We start from the raw sequence: 16,536 nt of genomic DNA on the forward strand, positions 1-16,536 counted from the left end.
AAACTCGTGCACCTGCTCTTTGCCTGTGCCCTGAACCAGCGAAAATATGACGAAAAATATGCCACGGCCCTTGCCTGAATCATAGAAATCGCATCCTTGCGTCTCATCGTTGAACGAAACCCGCCGTTATTGTTCAACGACGAGACGCAAGGATGCGTCTCTACACCGTTCTGGTTACTTTCTAAATAGCTTCAATCAGCCGCTACTCGACGGCTGCTCCATTGACTTTCAGTACCTGCTGTAAAAACAGCACCTGGTAGGGCAGCGCGGTCTGCCAGTATTCCCAGGTGTGGGCGCCGGGGCGCTCGGTGTAATCATGCGGGGTGTGGTTGTACACGAGGCGGCGGTGCAGCTCGCGGTTGATGTCGATGAGGCCATCATCTACCCCGCAATCGATGATGAGGGGCAGGCCGTTGCGGTGCATTTGTTCGACCAGGGTCAGCACTGAATTGTCGGCGAACCGCTCGGGATTATCGGCTTCTGAGCCGAGGATGGGGGCCCAGAGCCTGGCGCGGCCGGCGGCCTCGGCGGGTGCCAGCTTGCGGTTCCAGGTGCGCAGGTCGAGGGCACCGCTCATGCTGCCGGCGGCGCAATACAGGTCGGGGTGGCGGGCCGAGAGGAAGAGCGCGCCGTGCCCGCCCATGCTCAGCCCGGCGATAACGCGGCCCTTGCGGTTGGCCACGGTACGGTAGGTCTGGTCGATTTTCGAGATGACTTCCTGGGTCAGGTAGGTTTCGAACTGGCTATCGAGGCTCACGGGACTGTTGAGGTAGAAGCTGAAGGTTTCGCCCTCGGGGTTCACGATAATCAGGTTGTAATCATCGGCCAGGCGGTGCAGCAGCTGCTTATCAGGCGTCTTATTCAGCCAATCGGAAAAGTGGCCCCAGGCCCCGTGCAGCAGGTAAAGCACCGGGTAATTTGCCTTTTTATTCTTGGCGTAGGAAGCCGGCAGCACCACGGCGGCCCGATAGGTTTTGTGCATGGCCGCACTCGGAATAGCCAGGGTGTCGACGCGGGCGGCGCGGGCCGCGGCGGCGGAGAGAAGTAGGCAGGCGAGGAGGAGCAGGCGAAAACGGGACATAGGTGGGGTAGGATTTTTGGTGGGAGAAGAGGCGAAAGTAACGGAGCCGCCTGTCATCCTGAGCGCAGCGAAGGACCTTATCACCGCTGAACGATTTATACAGACGCGATAAGGTCCTTCGCTGCGCTCAGGATGACAGGCGGCAAGGGGTTCCGGCAGCGGTGGGCGTAACTTTACCCCTCGATTTTTAGCAACTAGCATAATGAGGTTTCGCTTACTATTTATTGCCCTGCTGGCCAACTGGGGCAGCGCCCAGGCCAATCAGCTCACCTTTCGGGTCGATATGGGCACCACGGCCGTGCCCGCCGGGGGCGTGCACGTAGCCGGTAATTTCCAGGCCGCCGCCGGCTTTCCGGCCGACTGGAACCCCGCCACCACGGCCCTCACCGACCCTGACGGTGACCACGTCTGGGAAGCCACCGTGAACGTGCCGGCAGGTACCTACCTCTACAAATTCGTGAACGGCAACGCCTGGGGCGTTTCCGAGCTGGTGCCCGCCACCTGCGGCATCACCGACGGGGGCGGCAACGTGAACCGCCAGGTAGTGGTGGGCGGCTCGGCCGTGCGCCTGCCCATCGTGGCCTTCGCCGACTGCGCTACGCAGCTGCGCTTCGCCGTGGACATGACCGGCCAGACCGTGGCCCGCACCGGCGTGCACGTCGTGGGTAATTTTCAGGCTCTGGCCGGCTACGGCGCGAATAACGACGCCACCGCGCTGCCGCTGACCGACGACAACAGCGACGGCATCTACGAGGTGACGATTGCGCTGCCGGCCCCCGGCATGTTCCAGTACCGCTTCGTGAACGGCAACACCCTGGCCGGGGCCGAAACCGTGCCCGCCGCCTGTGGCACCGCCGATGCCACCGGCACCCTCACCCGCGTGGTGAGCGCCATGGCCGTCGTGAATACCACGCCCAGCTACTGCTTTGGCACCTGCGCGGCCTGCAATGGGGCCACGCTCACCAATTACCCCACGTACTGGTGGAATGATGCCGTGTTCTACGAAGTATTCGTGCGCAGCTTCTACGACAGCAACGGCGATGGCAAAGGCGACTTCGCCGGCCTCACCCAGAAGCTTGACTACCTCAACGACGGCAACCCCGCCACCACCACCGACCTGGGCGTAACCGGCCTCTGGCTGATGCCCATCATGGACTCGCCCAGCTACCACGGCTACGACATCAGCGACTACAAAGCCGTAGAGCCGGATTATGGCACCATGGCCGACTTCGATGCCTTCCTGGCCGCCGCCCACCGGCGCGGCATCAAGGTCATTCTGGACATGGTGCTGAACCACTCTTCCAGCCAGCATCCGTGGTTTACGCAGGCCGCGGCCAGCACTACCAGCCCGTACCGCAACTGGTATTTGTGGTCGCCCACCGACCTGGGCTACGGGCCGTTTGGCGGCAGCGGCTGGCACCCGCGCAACGGCAACTATTTCTACGGCGCGTTCTGGGAAGGCATGCCCGATTTGAACTGGCGCAACCCCCAGTTGAAGGCCGCCATGTGGGACGCCGACCGGTTCTGGCTGCGCAAGGGCGTCGACGGCTTCCGGCTCGATGCCGTGCGCTACCTGGTGGAAACCGGCAGCAACACCGCCGACACGCCCGAAACCTTCGGCATTCTGGAAGAATTTCACGACTCGCTGAAGGCCGTGAACCCGGCCGCGCTATCCGTAGGCGAGGCTTGGACCAACACCAGCGCCGTAATCCCCTACGTAAGCAACCGCCGGCTCGACCTCTGCTTCGAGTTCGACCTGTCCAGCAGCATCGTCAACGCCGTGAGCCAGGGCAGCCCCACGGCCCTGCGCACCCAGCTCAACCTCGTCACCAGCCTCTACCCGCGCCTGCAGTACGCCACCTTCCTCACCAACCACGACCAGAACCGCGTGTTCGATGGCCTGGGCAGCAATGTAGCCCGCATGAAACAGGCGGCGGCGCTCTACCTCACCATGCCCGGCGTGCCCTTTCTTTATTATGGCGAGGAAGTGGGCATGGCCGGCACCGGCCCCGACGAAGACAAGCGCCGCCCCATGCAGTGGACGGCCGGCACCCAGTCGGGTTTCACCACCGGCACGCCCTGGCGCAGCCTCAACTCCAACTACGCCACCTACAACGTAGCCACCGAGCAGGCCGACGCCAACTCGCTGCTCAGCCATTACAAGAAGCTCATTGGCCTGCGCACCGCCAACGAAACCCTGCGCAAGGGCTACTACCTGCCCGTCACCTCGTCGGCCACGTCGGTACTGGCCTACGCCCGCGTTTTCAATCAGGAAGCTACCGTGATTGCCGCTAACCTGGGCAGCACGGCCGTGAGCAGCTCCACGCTTTCGCTCACCATGTCGACGCTGGCCGCTGGTACCTACCAAGTGACGGAGCTATACACCGGCCAGGCCGCCGGCACCGTCACGGTGAACGCGCAGGGCGGTTTCAGCAGCTTTGCCACAACGCTGCCGGCCCTGGTCGCTAATCAAACCTGGGTGCTGCGCCTGCGCTCCACCACGGCCACCGCTACGGCCAGCGCCCAACCCACCTTCGCCCTGGCGCTTTACCCAAATCCCACGGCCGGCGCGGTGCGCCTGGCGCTGGCCGCCGCCCCAGCCGCCCAAAGCCAGCTGCAGGTATTCGACCTCACCGGCCGCCTGCTGCAAACCCGTAGCTTCAGCGGCAGCAGCTACGTGGTGGAAACCAGTGGCTGGGCTGCTGGGACTTACTTTGTGCGGGTGCAGTCAGGGGCAGCTGTGGCTATGCAGCGGCTGGTGGTGGAGCGGTAAGACCAAGTCACCTCACCCCCCGACCCCCTCTCCAAAAAAGAGGGGGAGCCATACGACTTTCTGATTTAGGTCAAATTATAACAAAAAAGCCTCGCAGGTGCGAGGCTTTTTTGTTAGCGCAACTCTGCGCCGCCGTGGCTCCTCCTCTTTTTTGGAGGGGGGGCGGGGGGGGAGGTGAACGACCTACTTCATAAACACCGGCCGAATCAAATTCTCAAACGTGAAAATCTCGTCCCACTTTTCCTGGGTCAACAGCCCGCGCTCGGTCACGGCGATGTCGTGCACCGACTTGCCGGTTTTTAGCGCTTCCTTGGCAATTTCGGCTGAGGCTTCGTAGCCGATAACCGGGTTGAGCTGCGTGACAATGCCGATGCTGTTGCGCACGAGGCTCTCGGCGTGCTCCTTATTGGCCGTGATGCCCACTACGCACTTGTCGCGCAGGGTGCGGCAGGCGTTGGTCATGTAGGAAATGGAGGTGAATAGCGCGAAGCTGATAACTGGCTCCATTACATTGAGCTGGAGCTGGCCGGCTTCGGCGGCCATGGTCACCGTGAGGTCGGCCCCGATGACGTAGAATGCGGTTTGGTTCACTACTTCGGGCACCACCGGGTTCACCTTGCCGGGCATGATGCTGGAGCCTGGCTGCAAGGCGGGCAGGTTGATTTCGTTGAAACCGGTGCGCGGTCCGGACGAGAGCAGGCGTAGGTCGTTGCAGATTTTGGAGAGCTTCACGGCCGTGCGCTTCAGTACGCCGGAGAGCTGCACGTAGGCGCCCGTGTCGTAGGTGGCTTCGAACAGGTCGCCGGCCAGCAGCAGGTTGAGGCCGGTGATGGTGCGTAGGTGCTCGGTCACGAGCTCGGGGTAGCCGGTGGGGGCGTTGATGCGCGAGCCGATGGCGGTGGCGCCCATGTTGATTTCATTAATCAGGCGGCGCGAGTCGTCGATGCGCAGCAGTTCCTCGCGCAGGTTGGTGGCGAAGGCCTGGAACTCGTCGCCCATGCTCATCGGCACGGCATCCTGGAGCTGGGTGCGGCCCATTTTGAGGATGTCGTGGAATTCCTCGCCTTTTTGGGCGAAGGCGTCGGCCAGCACTTTCAGGGTTTCGCGGTAGCCCACCAGCTTGTTGTTGAGCGCGATGCGGAAGGCGGTGGGGTAGGCGTCGTTGGTGCTTTGCGAGCAGTTGACGTGGTTGTTGGGGTGGCAGAACTGGTACTCGCCCTTGGCGTGGCCCATGATTTCCAACGCGACATTCGCAATCACTTCGTTGGCATTCATATTCACCGAAGTGCCCGCGCCACCCTGAATCATGTCGGTCAGGAACTGATTATCGAACTCGCCGGTGGCCACGCGGTCGCAGGCATCGGCAATGGCATCGGCAATGTTGGCGGGCAGCACGCCGAGCTCTTTGTTGGCCAGGGCCGCGCCTTTTTTCACGTAGGCCAGCGCCTGCACAAACAGCGGCTCGTTCTTAATAGGAATACCGGTGATGTCGAAGTTTTCGAGCGCGCGCAGGGTCTGGATGCCGTAGTAGGCGGTATCGGGCAGGCTGCGTTCGCCGAGGAAGTCGTGTTCGATGCGGGAAGTGGACATGGGGAATTTTGGGGTGGGAGGATGGATAGTTAAGGAATGGCCAGATGGCGGGACAAACCTACGGCGGCGCATTGCAACGTGGCGGGTTTTTGCGTGTGTGTGGGTTTGTCGCACGTCATGCAGCGCGCAGCGAAGCATCTTTACCGCTTCGTTGCATTCGTGTTAATTACTATTGAGGTAAAGATGCTTCGCTGCGCTCTGCATAACGGTCTTTTTTCATCGTTCAAACCCCACCCATGAAATTCAGCTACCTGCCTATCCTGGCCCTGGCCCTCGCCAGTTGCTCACAGGCCGATAAATCGGCCACCGCCACCGGCCCCGATGCCCGCTTCGATGCCTCTAAAGGTCAGTTTATCGAAGCCCTGTGGAAGCAGAATCCGGACTATGCCTCCGGCATGGGCTACCACAAATACGACTCGCTGCTGCTGATTCCCAACGCTGCCCAGCGGCAGGCCGACGATGCTTTCGCCCAAAACAAACTGGCCACGCTGGGCAAATTCACCCTCGACAGCCTCTCGCCCAACAACCAGATTGACCTGCGCCTGCTCCGCAACGAGCTGCGCGCCGAGCGCTGGTACGCCGACACTCTCAAAAACTGGCAGTGGAACCCGGCCAGCTACAACCTCGGGGCCTCGGTGGGCGACCTGCTCAACGGCCGCCACTTCCCGCTCGACCGCCGCCTGCGCAACATCTCCGATAAAATCAGCCACGCGGCCGAGTTCTACGCCGCCGCCCGCGCCAACATCAGCAACCCGACGAAGGAGCATACGCAACTGGGCATCAAGCAAAACGCGGGCGGCCTGGCCGTTTTCGGTTCCGCGCTGGCCGATTCGGTACGCAAATCGAGCCTGACTGAAGCCGAGAAAAAGACGCTGACCGACCGCGTGGCCGCCGCCAGCAAGGCCGTGCAGGGCTACATGGATTTCCTCAAAAACGACGTGCTGACCAAGGGCTCGTTCCGCTCGTTCCGCATCGGCAAGGAGCTGTTCGACCAGAAATTTGCCTACGATATTCAGTCGCGCTTCACTGCCGCCGAAGTGTATGAGCAGGCCCTGACCCATAAGGCCGAGCTGCTGCACGACATGGGCCACCGCGCCGCCCGCCTCTATCCCAAGTACTTCCCCGGCCAGAAAGCCCCGGCCGACACCCTCGCCCTCATCACGGCCGTCATCAACCAGCTCACCCTGAAGCACGCCCCGCGCGACGGTTTCGTAGATGCCGTGAAGCGCCAGATTCCGACCCTGGTAGCCTTCGTGAACGAACATAAATTATTGACTCAGGACCCCAGCAAGCCGTTGGTGGTGCGCGAAACGCCACTTTACATGCGCGGCAGCGGCGCGGGCGCCAGCGTATCGGCCCCCGGCCCCTATGATAAGGGCGCGAATACCTACTACAACGTGGAGCCCCTGCCCGCCGAGTGGACGCCCGCCCAGGCCGAAAGCTACCTGCGCGAATACAACGACTACACCCTCCAGATTCTCAACATTCACGAGGCCATTCCGGGCCACTACACCCAACTCGTTTACGCCAACCGCTCGCCTTCGCTGGTGAAAAGCATCTTTGGCAACGGCGCGATGGTAGAAGGCTGGGCCGTGTATTCGGAGCGCATGATGTTGGAAAGCGGCTACGGCAACAACTCCGACGAAATGTGGCTGATGTGGGACAAATGGAACATGCGCTCGACCCTGAACGCCGTTATCGACCACGCCATTCAGGCCGAAAACATGAGCGAAGCCGCCGTGGTGGCCATGCTCCGCCGCGAGGGCTTCCAGGAAGAAGCCGAGGCCCGGGGCAAGTGGCTGCGCGCCACCCTCAGCCAGGTGCAGCTCAGCAGCTATTTCACCGGCTACACCGAAATCTACGCCTTGCGCCAGGAGCTGAAGCAGAAAGAAGGCAAAGACTTTGACCTGAAATCGTTCAACGAAAAATTCCTCAGCTACGGCAGCGCCCCGGTGAAATACATCCGGGAGCTGATGCTGCGGCCAAATCAAGCCAACCGGTAGAATAGTGGGAGCAGCCGGAAAGCGGGAATCTTTCCGCTTTCCGGCGTGTATGGGGGCCGCATGCCTGCTTCGGCTTGTGCTGCCCCCTTTTTCCCTGCAACTACGCTTATTTCAATGGCTGATTTATTACTCACCAATCCGGTGCTCGATACCAACGACGAAGGCTTGCGTCACCGCATCTACGAGCACCAAAAAGTCTTTGCCAAATTCACGGCCGAAGACTGCGCGATATGCAAGCTGCTGGGTCCGGGCTTCGCCAAATTTGCAGAAGACGAAGAATACCGCGACATTCAGTTTGTGCGCCTTTCGTCGGAGGAAAATCCCGTGGCCAAGCAGTTGATGAATGAGCGCGCCTCGCCGTTTTTCGTGAGCTACTGTCAGGGCCGACTCCTGGAGTGCGACTCCCTCAAAACGGACGTTGCCGTACAGGCTCAGCTTGACCGCCTCCGCGCCTTTGTGCCCGATAACGGGTAGTCCGTCCCGGCTGGGCGCTACCTTTGGGCGTGTTTTTTCTGCTCTCGAAGGTTCTCGACTTTGCGCTGCTGCCCACCGTGTGGCTGGTGGCACTGCTAATTGCGGCATTGGTAGCGCGGCCGCCGCGCCAGCGGCGCTGGCTGGTGGCTGCGCTGGTGCTCACGCTGCTCAGCACCAATCCATTCCTGGCCAATGAGCTGCTGCTGGCCTGGGAACAGCCCCCCGTAGCCCTGGCCGCCCTGCCCCGCCACGCCGATGCCGCCGTGCTGCTCACCGGCATCACCAGCGTCAACAAGTCGCCTCACGACCGGGTGTATCTCGGCCCCGGGGCCGACCGCCTCACCAGCGCGCTGTGGCTGTACCGGGCCGGCCGGGTGCGCCGCATCATCATTTCCGGCGGCTCGGGCACCGTGAAAACGGCCGCCCACACCGAGGCCAGCGACCTGGCCACGCTGCTACGGCTCGCGGGCGTGCCCAACTCCGCCATTTTGCTCGAAGACCAGAGCCGCAACACCCGCGAAAACGCGCTGTTCACGCAAAAGCTGGTGGCCGCCCGGCCCGAGCTGGATACGCTCATTCTTGTTACCTCCGCCTTTCACCAGCGGCGGGCCATGGGCTGCTTCGCCAAAGTCGGGCTGCACCCCATCAGCTTCCCGGCCGGCTACCGCAGCGCCGACCGCCGCTTATCGCCCGATGCCTGGCTGGTGCCCAGCCCGGAGGCAATGGTCAATATCAGCCTGCTGGTGCACGAAATGACGGGCTGGCTGACGTACAAAGTGTTGGGGTATTTGTAGGGAAAGCAGCGGGCAACGGAATACCCAGAACGTCATACTACTCCGTTTTTGCCACTGGCACCACTTCCTTGCCAATCCAAATCGACTTCTGATTGACGAACTCGCGGATGCCCAAATACGAAAGCTCGCGGCCGTAGCCCGATTTCTTCACGCCGCCAAACGGCATTTCAGACATCGACTTCACCAGGCCGTTTACAAACACCGCCCCGCTTTCAATCTGGCGGGCCATGGCCTCGCCCTTTTTGGGGTCCCCGGTCCACACGGCGGCCCCCAGGCCGAAACGCGAATCGTTGGCGAGGCGCACGGCATCGTCGGCATTTTTAGCTTCGAGCACCAGCGCCACGGGGCCGAATAATTCCTCGGCATAAGCCCGCTGGCCGGGCTTGATGTTCGACAGAATCATGGGCCGGAAGAGGGCGGTACCGGGCTTGGCCTGCCCGCCGTACAGCTCCACTTTGGCACCCTGGGCTACCGAGTCGTTCACCTGCTCGCTGAGCTCGTCGGCCAGGTCGGGGCGGGCCATGGGGCCGTATTGCGTAGCCTCGTCGAGCGGGTCGCCGGGGCGCAGGGCCAGCAGGTGGGTTTTGAGGTGGCTGATGAATTCCTTAATTACCTTTTTCTCCACGATGAAGCGTTTGGCCGCGATGCAACTCTGGCCGCTGTTTATCATGCGGCTTTGGGCGGCGGTTTTGGCGGCTAGGGCCACGTCGGCATCGGCCAGCACGATGAACGGGTCGGACCCGCCCAGCTCCAGCACGGTTTTCTTGATGTGCTGCCCGGCGGTGGCGGCCACGGCCGCGCCCGCGCCCTCGCTGCCCGTGAGCGTCACGGCCATCACGCGGTCATCGGCAATGAGCTTCTCCACCAAATCGGACCCGATGAGCAGCGTGCGAAAGCAGGCCGGCGGCAGGCCCGCGTCGTGAAATATCTTCTCCAGCGCAAGGGCGCACTGCGGCACGTTGGAGGCGTGCTTGAGCAGGCCTACGTTGCCGGCCATGAGGGCCGGCGCGGCAAAGCGCACCACCTGCCAGAAGGGGAAGTTCCAGGGCATCACGGCCAGCACCACGCCAATGGGCTGGTAGCTGATGAAGCTGCGGCCGGCGTCGGTTTTGATGAGTTCGTCGCTGAGAAATTCCTCGGCGTGCTCGGCGTAGTAGTCGCAGCAGGTGGCGCATTTCAGGGCTTCGGCGCGGCCGTCGGCAATGGGCTTGCCCATTTCCAGGGCCATGAGGCGGGCCAACTCGTCCTGGCGTTCGCGCAGCAGGGCGGCGGCCCGGCGCAGCACCCCGGCGCGGTGGGCAAACGTGGTGGCGGGCCAGGTGGCCGCCGCCCGGTGGGCCTGGCCGAGAATGCGCTCGGTTTTGGCCCAGCTAAAGGCGGTGAAGCGGCGCAGGACGCGGTTGGTGTAGGGGTTGTAGGACTCGATGGGCATTGCGAAAAAGAAAATCAGTAAAATAAGGAGCGTGCACGGGCTATTGCTGCCGCAAAAAGCGGCGGCTACGAACCGTAGATAAGTAGCTGGTCAACATCATAGCCCCGTTGCGGGTTGTGGCGGCGGCGGCAACCAAAATAGCGGTTGCCGGCTTTAGTTGCGGCCCGCGTAAGGCCGTATACGGGCAATTGCGCGGCACACCGTATTTTCGTGCGCTCCGTAAGGCCCCGCCTTTCCGCTTTATTACTCACTTTCAGTCACTCCCGTGTCCGATAATCCGTTAATTTCCCTCCCACCTGCCGCCGAGGAGGACCTGGTCCGGCGCCTGCAGGCCCGCGACCAGACGGCCATGACGCTGTTCTACGACCGGTATTCGGCCGCGCTCTACGGCGTCATCTTTCGCATTGTGAAGGCCGAGGACGAGGCCGAGGACGTGTTGCAGGAAGCCCTGGTAAAAATCTGGAATGCCTTTGCCAGCTACGACCCCACCAAGGGCCGTTTATTCACCTGGGTACTGAACATTTGCCGGAATCTGAGCATCGATAAAATCCGCTCACGACAGCACCGCGTAGGTAGCAAAACAACGGGGCTGGACGATAGTTTGACGGCGCAGCGCCAGGCCGCGCCCACAACCTTCCGCCCCGAGCACATTGGCCTGCAGGAAATTACCCAAAAGCTAATTCCTGAGCAGCGCCAGATTATCGACATGCTCTATTTCGAGGGCTTCACCCAAAGTGAGGTGGCCGAGGAGCTCAACATCCCCTTGGGGACGGTGAAAACCCGCGCCCGCACCGCTATCAAAGTCCTAAGCAAACTTATTCGCTGAACCTACCGTGGAAAACTTCCAAGACTATATAGAATCGGGCATCCTGGAGCAATATGCTCTGGGCGAGCTCTCGGCCGCCGAGCAGGCGGCAGTGGAAGCCCAGGCCGCCAGCCACCCCGCCATCCGGGCCGAGCTGGAGCAGGTTCAGGCAGCGTTGGGTTTCTACGCCGAAGCCCACGCCATTGCGCCCCCCGCCGCCATGCGCGAGCGGGTACTGAGCAACGTACTGGCCCAGATTGCGGGCCCCGCCGCCAATGCCAGCCTCCGCGCCGACGTGGATGCCGTAGCCCAGACCACCAGCCGCCCCGGCCCCGTAGCCAGCGCTCCGCAGCCGGTGGCCGCCGCGCCCGAAGCCGTGGTGCGGCCCATGTCCTCCGCGCCCGTGCAGGCGCCGGCCAGCCGCTCGGGTTGGGCCATTGCTGCCTCGGTAGCCCTGCTGCTGAGCCTGGGCGGCAATATGCTGCTGTATTCGAACTGGAAAAACGCCAGCTCGGAACTGGTAGCGCTGCAAAACAACCAGTCCCGCTTTGCCGCTACCACGCAGGTCGTGAACGAGAAGCTGGGCGCGCTGCAACAGGAAAACCAGGTGCTGCGCAACGACGAGTTTCGCGCCGTGGCCCTGGCCGGCACCAAAACCGCGCCCTCGGCTCACGCCCGGGTGCTGTTCAACGTGGCCACCCACAAGGTGTACATAGACGTGCGCAGCCTGCCGCCGCTGCCCGCCGACAAGCAGTACCAGCTCTGGGCCCTCGACAATGGCAAGCCGATTGATGCCGGGGTGCTCACCGTGGCCACGGCCTCGGGCGAAGGCCTCCAGCACATGAAGGACATTGCCAGCGCCCAAACCTTTGCCATGACCATTGAGCCCGCTGGCGGTAGCGCCGGCCCCACCCTGAGCACGATGACGGTGGTAGGCAATATTTAGCCCGCCCCGAATTTGGTTTCATTGCTGTTGCCTAGTGACTTGTGCAGCGTCTGGTTTTGTTGCTGGTTTCTCGTTGCTGGTTTCTCGTTGCTGGTTTCTCGTTGCTGGTTTCTCGTTGCTGGTTTAAAGCTTTTGAGCCGTTTTTCAGGATGAGAAATCAGCAACGATGTACCGGTTGAAATTTGCGGCACAAGCGTTGCCAGCGTAACATCAGTTATTCAGTCAGTGAAAAAAGACAGCATCTGGTTTCGTCGAAAATGAACAATGCCGCCTGCTGGCCGTTTGGGCTGGCAGGCGGCATTGTTTGTCACTTAAAAAATGCATCTTTAACGTCTATGCACGGCACCATTCTGACCCTGCTAAAGCGCTATGTGCAAACCCAGTACGACCACAGTACCTGGGTGAAGCTGGTAGAGCTTGCGGGCCTCGATAAAGTAGAGTTCAACCACAAAACCGTTTATCCCGACGAGCATATTTATGCCCTCGTGGGCCACGCGGCCGAAATGACTGGCCTCTCGGCCGGGGAATTGCACGAAAAATTTGGCGAATACCTCGTGCCCGACCTCATGTATATGTATCAGCGCCTGCTCAAGCCCGAGTGGAAAACGCTGGATATGCTGGAGCACACCGAGCTAACCATGCACAAGCAAGTGCGCCAGGAGCATACCGAGAATTCGCCGCCCGTGCTCGCAGTCAGCCGCCTCGGCCCCAACGAGCTGATGATTGACTACGTGTCGCCGCGTCGCATGAGCGGGCTGGCGGTGGGTATCGTGCGTGGCCTGGCCGCGTATTACGACGAAGCCGACCGTATCGACGTGATGCCCACGACCACCGAAGACGGCGAGCGGGTCCGAATTCACGTACGTCGGCACTAGCTTATCTTTCCCTGATTCAACTTCCTTCATTTATTTCTTCAATCCATGAGCGACGCTTCGTACTACAACCCGGCCGACCTGGCCAAATTTGGAAAAATCTCCGAATGGCAGCCCGAAATGGGCCGTAAGTTTTTTGATTATTACGGCGAGGTATTCAAGGAAGGCGCGCTGAGCGAGCGCGAGAAAGCGCTGATTGCCCTGGCCGTGGCCCATGTGGTGCAATGCCCGTACTGCATCGACGCCTACACGGCCGACTCGCTCCAGAAAGGGGCCGATGAAGCCCAGATGATGGAAGCCGTGCACGTGGGGGCGGCCATTAAAGGCGGTGCCACGCTGGTGCACGCCACCATGATGATGAACAAAGCCAAAGAACTGTCGATGTAAGGATTGGGGCGGTGCGCTGTCTAAGCAGTTCGAAAGGCCTACCTCCGTTTTACGATAACCTATCTGTGTTCAGCATTATCGTGCCTTACATCCTCCTGTAAATTAAATTCATGAAATCTCTCCACGCCCAGCATCACGCGCTGGCTGATTCCACTTACCAGCTCGACGTCCTCAACCCGGCGCAGACGGTGGGTGCCCGCTTTCCCGCTTTCGCCGCCAAGCTGCGCGAAACCGGCCTGTTGCCCTTGCGGCCCACCGAAATGAAGGTGATGCAAATAAACGTGGGCAAAATGTGCAACCAGGTGTGCAAGCACTGCCACGTAGATGCCGGCCCCGACCGCACCGAAATCATGACCCGCGAAACCATGCAGCAGTGCCTGGATGCGCTGGCGCAGACCGATATTCAGGTGGTAGACCTCACCGGCGGCGCCCCCGAGATGAACCCGGATTTCCGCTGGTTCGTGGAGGGCATTTCGGCCCTGGGCCGCCAGGTTATCGTGCGCTGCAACCTGACCATCATCGTAGCAAACAAGAAGTACAACGACCTGCCCGAGTTTTTCGTCAAGCACGGCGTGCAGGTGGTGTCGTCGCTGCCGCACTTCGCGGCCGGCCGCACCGACGCCCAGCGCGGCGAAGGCGTGTTCGACCGCTCGATGCGGGCCCTGCACATGCTCAACGCCGTGGGCTATGGCATAGAAGGCTCGGGCCTGATGCTGGATTTGGTGTACAACCCGTCGGGCGCATTCCTGCCCGGCAACCAGGTTAGCCTGGAGCGCGAGTTCAAGCAGCGCCTGACCCGCGACCACGGCGTGAGCTTCAATAACCTCCTGGCTATCACCAACCTGCCCGTTAGTCGCTTTCTTGATTATTTAATTGAAAGCGGCAACTACGACGGCTACATGGACAAGCTGGTGCAGGCCTACAACCCCGTAGCCGCCGCCAATGTGATGTGCCGCAGCACCATCTCGGTGGGCTGGGACGGCCTGCTCTACGACTGCGACTTCAACCAGATGCTGGACCTGCCGGTAGCCACCGCCTCGGCCCGGCACATCCGCGATTTTGACCTCGATGCGCTGCAAAACCGGAACATCGTGGTGAACCAGCACTGTTATGGCTGCACCGCCGGCGCGGGCTCCAGCTGCGGCGGGGCTACGGCTTAGTGGCAAATCGAACTTTAAATCTTCTCCCCATGAGCTGGCCCCGACTCATTCGTATTAGCCTGAGTGCCGGATTACTGGCGCTGGGGGCCTGCGGGAGCGGAGCCGGTGATGAAACGGCCGGTCCCGGCATGCTCTACAAGCAGCTACTACGCACGCTGTACCACAACACTGTGCCCACGGTGCCCGCCGCTGCCTTGGCAACGGAGCTGGCCAAGCCCGCTCCGCCGCTGCTGCTCGACGTGCGCACGCCCATTGAATACCAAGTGAGCCACCTGCGCGGAGCGCGTTTCGTGCCGTTCGACTCCGTTGCTACCGTGCAGCTTGCCGGCATCGACCGTAGACAGCCCGTGGTGGTGTACTGCTCGGTGGGCGTGCGGAGCGAGCGGCTGGGCGAGCGCCTGCACGCCCTGGGGTTTCGCGATGTGCGCAACCTCTACGGCGGGCTGTTTGAGTGGGTGAACGAAGGCCACCCCGTGGTGGACTCCGCCGGTCCCACCAACAATGTGCATCCTTATTCCACGTTCTGGAGCCCCTGGCTGAAGCGGGGCCGAAAAGTTTATGAGTGAAGACCTTGCGGCCCACGCTGCGCAATCAGATAGCGACTCCCATTTGCTGGTATTTGCCCGTGTTCCGGCCCTGGGCCGGGTAAAAAGCCGGCTCGCGGCCGGGGTGGGAGCACCTGCCGCGCTGGCTGTCTACCACGAGCTGCTGGCCATTACCAACACCGCCGTGATGGCCACGGGCGTGCCAGCCACCGTGTGGCTGGCCGATACTGCCGGGCCGGAGCCCACCACGGCCGAAACCCGCGAGTGGGCAGCCCACCACGCTAAATGCCAGCCTGAGGGCGACCTCGGCGCGCGCATGACCACCGCGTTTGCGGCGGCCTTTGCCGCGGGGGCAGGGCGCGTGGCCATCATCGGAACCGATTGCCCGGGCCTGCGCGACACGCACCTGAACGAGGCTTTTGCGCTGCTCGAAACCAACGACCTGGTGCTGGGGCCGGCCACCGATGGCGGCTATTACCTGCTCGGCCTGCGCCAGCCCCAGCCCGAGCTGTTTCTGAACAAAACCTGGAGCACCGATTCGGTTCTGACCGATACGCTGGCCGATGCCACCCGGCTGGGCTTGCGGGCAGCCTTTTTGCCTACCTTGCGCGACGTGGACAACGCCGACGACCTGGCCGTCTGGCGCGCTGCGAGCGGAAGCTAGACCTATTTTGGCTGGCTTGCTTTGCCAGTATCGCATTCAGGCCCGTTCGTAGCGTACCGCTCCTCTCTTCGTCTTTCCAACGCCTGCCCGATATGATGAGCTGCCCGCCGCTACGCCGCTTGATGCCCTTGCTGCTTACCGGCCTGCTCCTGAGCGGCTGCACGCCGACCGAAGACAAGCCGGCGAAAGCGCGAACGCCGGTTTCGGCCCAGGCCTTGCAGGCCGTGATGCCTGCTTTCGACCAGCAATGGGCCATGCACAAGCTGTGGGAAGACGGCCTGGCCGAAGTAGCAACCTACGATGCCGAACGGGTTGTTTATAAGAAGAAGCGGCTGTTTGAGTACACCCAGATTACGGTGAAGGAGGAGTTCAACCAGCAGTTCAACGTGAAAACGGACGACTACAAGCGGGATGACCTGTTTCCGGTGATGAAAATCAACCAGTTTTGTAATATTCAGACCGACCAATACCCGTACCATTACCTCACGTCGCTGTTCTTCCGGCGCGACCAGCCGGTGTCGCTGTTCAAAATGTCGTCGTCGTCGCAGGAATGGTGCGGCAATACCTTCAAGTCCATCATCGACGACGGGGTGAATTTCGAGATGTGGTTTCATTCTTACTGGGACGGCCAGGGCGATAACAACCGCGACCTGCGCCGCGATATCATTCTCGAAGATGCCCTGCCGTACACGCTCCGCGCCCTGAGATTCGACCAAAAGCCCAGCTTCAACCTGACGGTGCTGGATTTGCAGCAAACCAACAAGGCCACGCCGCCGGTCTACTATCAGGCCCGCCTCACCACCGCCGAAGCCCCCGCCGCCGATGCGGCCGAGCCCGCCTGGCGCGTGGCCCTGGCGCTGGCTCCCGGCAAGGAAAGCGTGTACTGGTTCGCCAAAAAGTACCCTAATATCCTGCTCCGCCAGGCTACCTGGGATGGCCGCATGCTGCGTCTGAAATCAGTGCGCCGCTACGCCTATTGGCCTAAATAGCCCTCAGTTGCGGAGTTGGAG

At 61.7% G+C, this 16,536-nt stretch carries 15 protein-coding genes; 12 read left to right on the plus strand and 3 right to left on the minus strand.

Annotated elements, in window-relative coordinates; genetic code table 11:
• Positions 1 to 202 precede the first annotated feature (202 nt).
• Positions 203 to 1,081: an alpha/beta hydrolase gene (locus HBN54_RS08150; RefSeq protein WP_168672709.1), complete on the minus strand. Its 879-nt coding sequence runs from the start codon at positions 1,079 to 1,081 to the stop codon at positions 203 to 205.
• Between the two features lie 202 nt (positions 1,082 to 1,283).
• On the opposite strand from HBN54_RS08150, the gene HBN54_RS08155 reads away from it, so the two are divergent.
• On the plus strand, positions 1,284 to 3,854 hold the full coding sequence (locus HBN54_RS08155) for an alpha-amylase family glycosyl hydrolase (RefSeq protein ID WP_168672710.1): 2,571 nt from the start codon (positions 1,284 to 1,286) through the stop codon (positions 3,852 to 3,854).
• A 183-nt stretch (positions 3,855 to 4,037) separates the two neighbouring features.
• On the opposite strand, the gene aspA is transcribed toward HBN54_RS08155, so the two are convergent.
• The gene (gene aspA, locus HBN54_RS08160; protein WP_168672711.1) at positions 4,038 to 5,444 is read right to left on the minus strand and encodes an aspartate ammonia-lyase; all 1,407 of its coding nucleotides are present in this window, start codon (positions 5,442 to 5,444) and stop codon (positions 4,038 to 4,040) included.
• A 236-nt stretch (positions 5,445 to 5,680) separates the two neighbouring features.
• Between aspA and HBN54_RS08165 the strand changes: the two genes are divergently transcribed.
• From HBN54_RS08165 to HBN54_RS08175, 3 genes are all read left to right on the plus strand, one after another.
• On the plus strand, positions 5,681 to 7,447 hold the full coding sequence (locus tag HBN54_RS08165; RefSeq protein ID WP_168672712.1) for a DUF885 domain-containing protein: 1,767 nt from the start codon (positions 5,681 to 5,683) through the stop codon (positions 7,445 to 7,447).
• A gap of 114 nt (positions 7,448 to 7,561) precedes the next feature.
• Entirely contained in the window at positions 7,562 to 7,921 is a 360-nt protein-coding gene (locus HBN54_RS08170; protein WP_168672713.1) for a thioredoxin family protein, read from the plus strand.
• A 29-nt stretch (positions 7,922 to 7,950) separates the two neighbouring features.
• A complete protein-coding gene (locus HBN54_RS08175) occupies positions 7,951 to 8,715 on the plus strand; it encodes a YdcF family protein (protein WP_168672714.1) in 765 nt (254 codons plus the stop codon).
• Between the two features lie 37 nt (positions 8,716 to 8,752).
• Here HBN54_RS08175 and HBN54_RS08180 read toward each other — a convergent pair whose 3' ends face one another.
• Complete coding sequence (locus HBN54_RS08180) at positions 8,753 to 10,147, minus strand: NAD-dependent succinate-semialdehyde dehydrogenase (protein WP_168672715.1); 1,395 nt, start codon at positions 10,145 to 10,147, stop codon at positions 8,753 to 8,755.
• A gap of 265 nt (positions 10,148 to 10,412) precedes the next feature.
• Between HBN54_RS08180 and HBN54_RS08185 the strand changes: the two genes are divergently transcribed.
• The 8 genes from HBN54_RS08185 (at position 10,413) to HBN54_RS08220 (ending at position 16,515) form a co-directional block, all read left to right on the plus strand.
• A complete protein-coding gene (locus tag HBN54_RS08185) occupies positions 10,413 to 10,973 on the plus strand; it encodes a sigma-70 family RNA polymerase sigma factor (protein ID WP_317170192.1) in 561 nt (186 codons plus the stop codon).
• Positions 10,974 to 10,980: 7 nt separating this feature from the next.
• On the plus strand, positions 10,981 to 11,898 hold the full coding sequence (locus HBN54_RS08190; RefSeq protein ID WP_168672716.1) for an anti-sigma factor: 918 nt from the start codon (positions 10,981 to 10,983) through the stop codon (positions 11,896 to 11,898).
• Positions 11,899 to 12,233: 335 nt separating this feature from the next.
• A complete protein-coding gene (locus HBN54_RS08195) occupies positions 12,234 to 12,773 on the plus strand; it encodes a heme NO-binding domain-containing protein (protein ID WP_168672717.1) in 540 nt (179 codons plus the stop codon).
• A gap of 45 nt (positions 12,774 to 12,818) precedes the next feature.
• Entirely contained in the window at positions 12,819 to 13,157 is a 339-nt protein-coding gene (locus HBN54_RS08200) for an arsenosugar biosynthesis-associated peroxidase-like protein (RefSeq protein WP_168672718.1), read from the plus strand.
• 110 nt (positions 13,158 to 13,267) lie between these two features.
• Positions 13,268 to 14,317 carry an arsenosugar biosynthesis radical SAM (seleno)protein ArsS gene (arsS, locus tag HBN54_RS08205; protein WP_168672719.1) on the plus strand — a complete coding sequence of 350 codons (1,050 nt, stop codon included), beginning with the start codon at positions 13,268 to 13,270 and terminating at the stop codon, positions 14,315 to 14,317.
• 29 nt (positions 14,318 to 14,346) lie between these two features.
• Complete coding sequence (locus tag HBN54_RS08210) at positions 14,347 to 14,883, plus strand: rhodanese-like domain-containing protein (RefSeq protein ID WP_168672720.1); 537 nt, start codon at positions 14,347 to 14,349, stop codon at positions 14,881 to 14,883.
• Positions 14,876 to 15,526 carry a TIGR04282 family arsenosugar biosynthesis glycosyltransferase gene (locus HBN54_RS08215; protein ID WP_168672721.1) on the plus strand — a complete coding sequence of 217 codons (651 nt, stop codon included), beginning with the start codon at positions 14,876 to 14,878 and terminating at the stop codon, positions 15,524 to 15,526. The genes HBN54_RS08210 and HBN54_RS08215 overlap by 8 nt, the downstream gene beginning before the upstream one ends.
• A 92-nt stretch (positions 15,527 to 15,618) precedes the next feature.
• Positions 15,619 to 16,515: a hypothetical protein gene (locus HBN54_RS08220; RefSeq protein ID WP_168672722.1), complete on the plus strand. Its 897-nt coding sequence runs from the start codon at positions 15,619 to 15,621 to the stop codon at positions 16,513 to 16,515.
• The last annotated feature ends 21 nt before the right edge of the window (positions 16,516 to 16,536 follow it).

The sequence above is a fragment of the Hymenobacter artigasi genome (assembly GCF_012275535.1).
Taxonomy (GTDB): Bacteria; Bacteroidota; Bacteroidia; order Cytophagales; family Hymenobacteraceae; genus Hymenobacter; species Hymenobacter artigasi.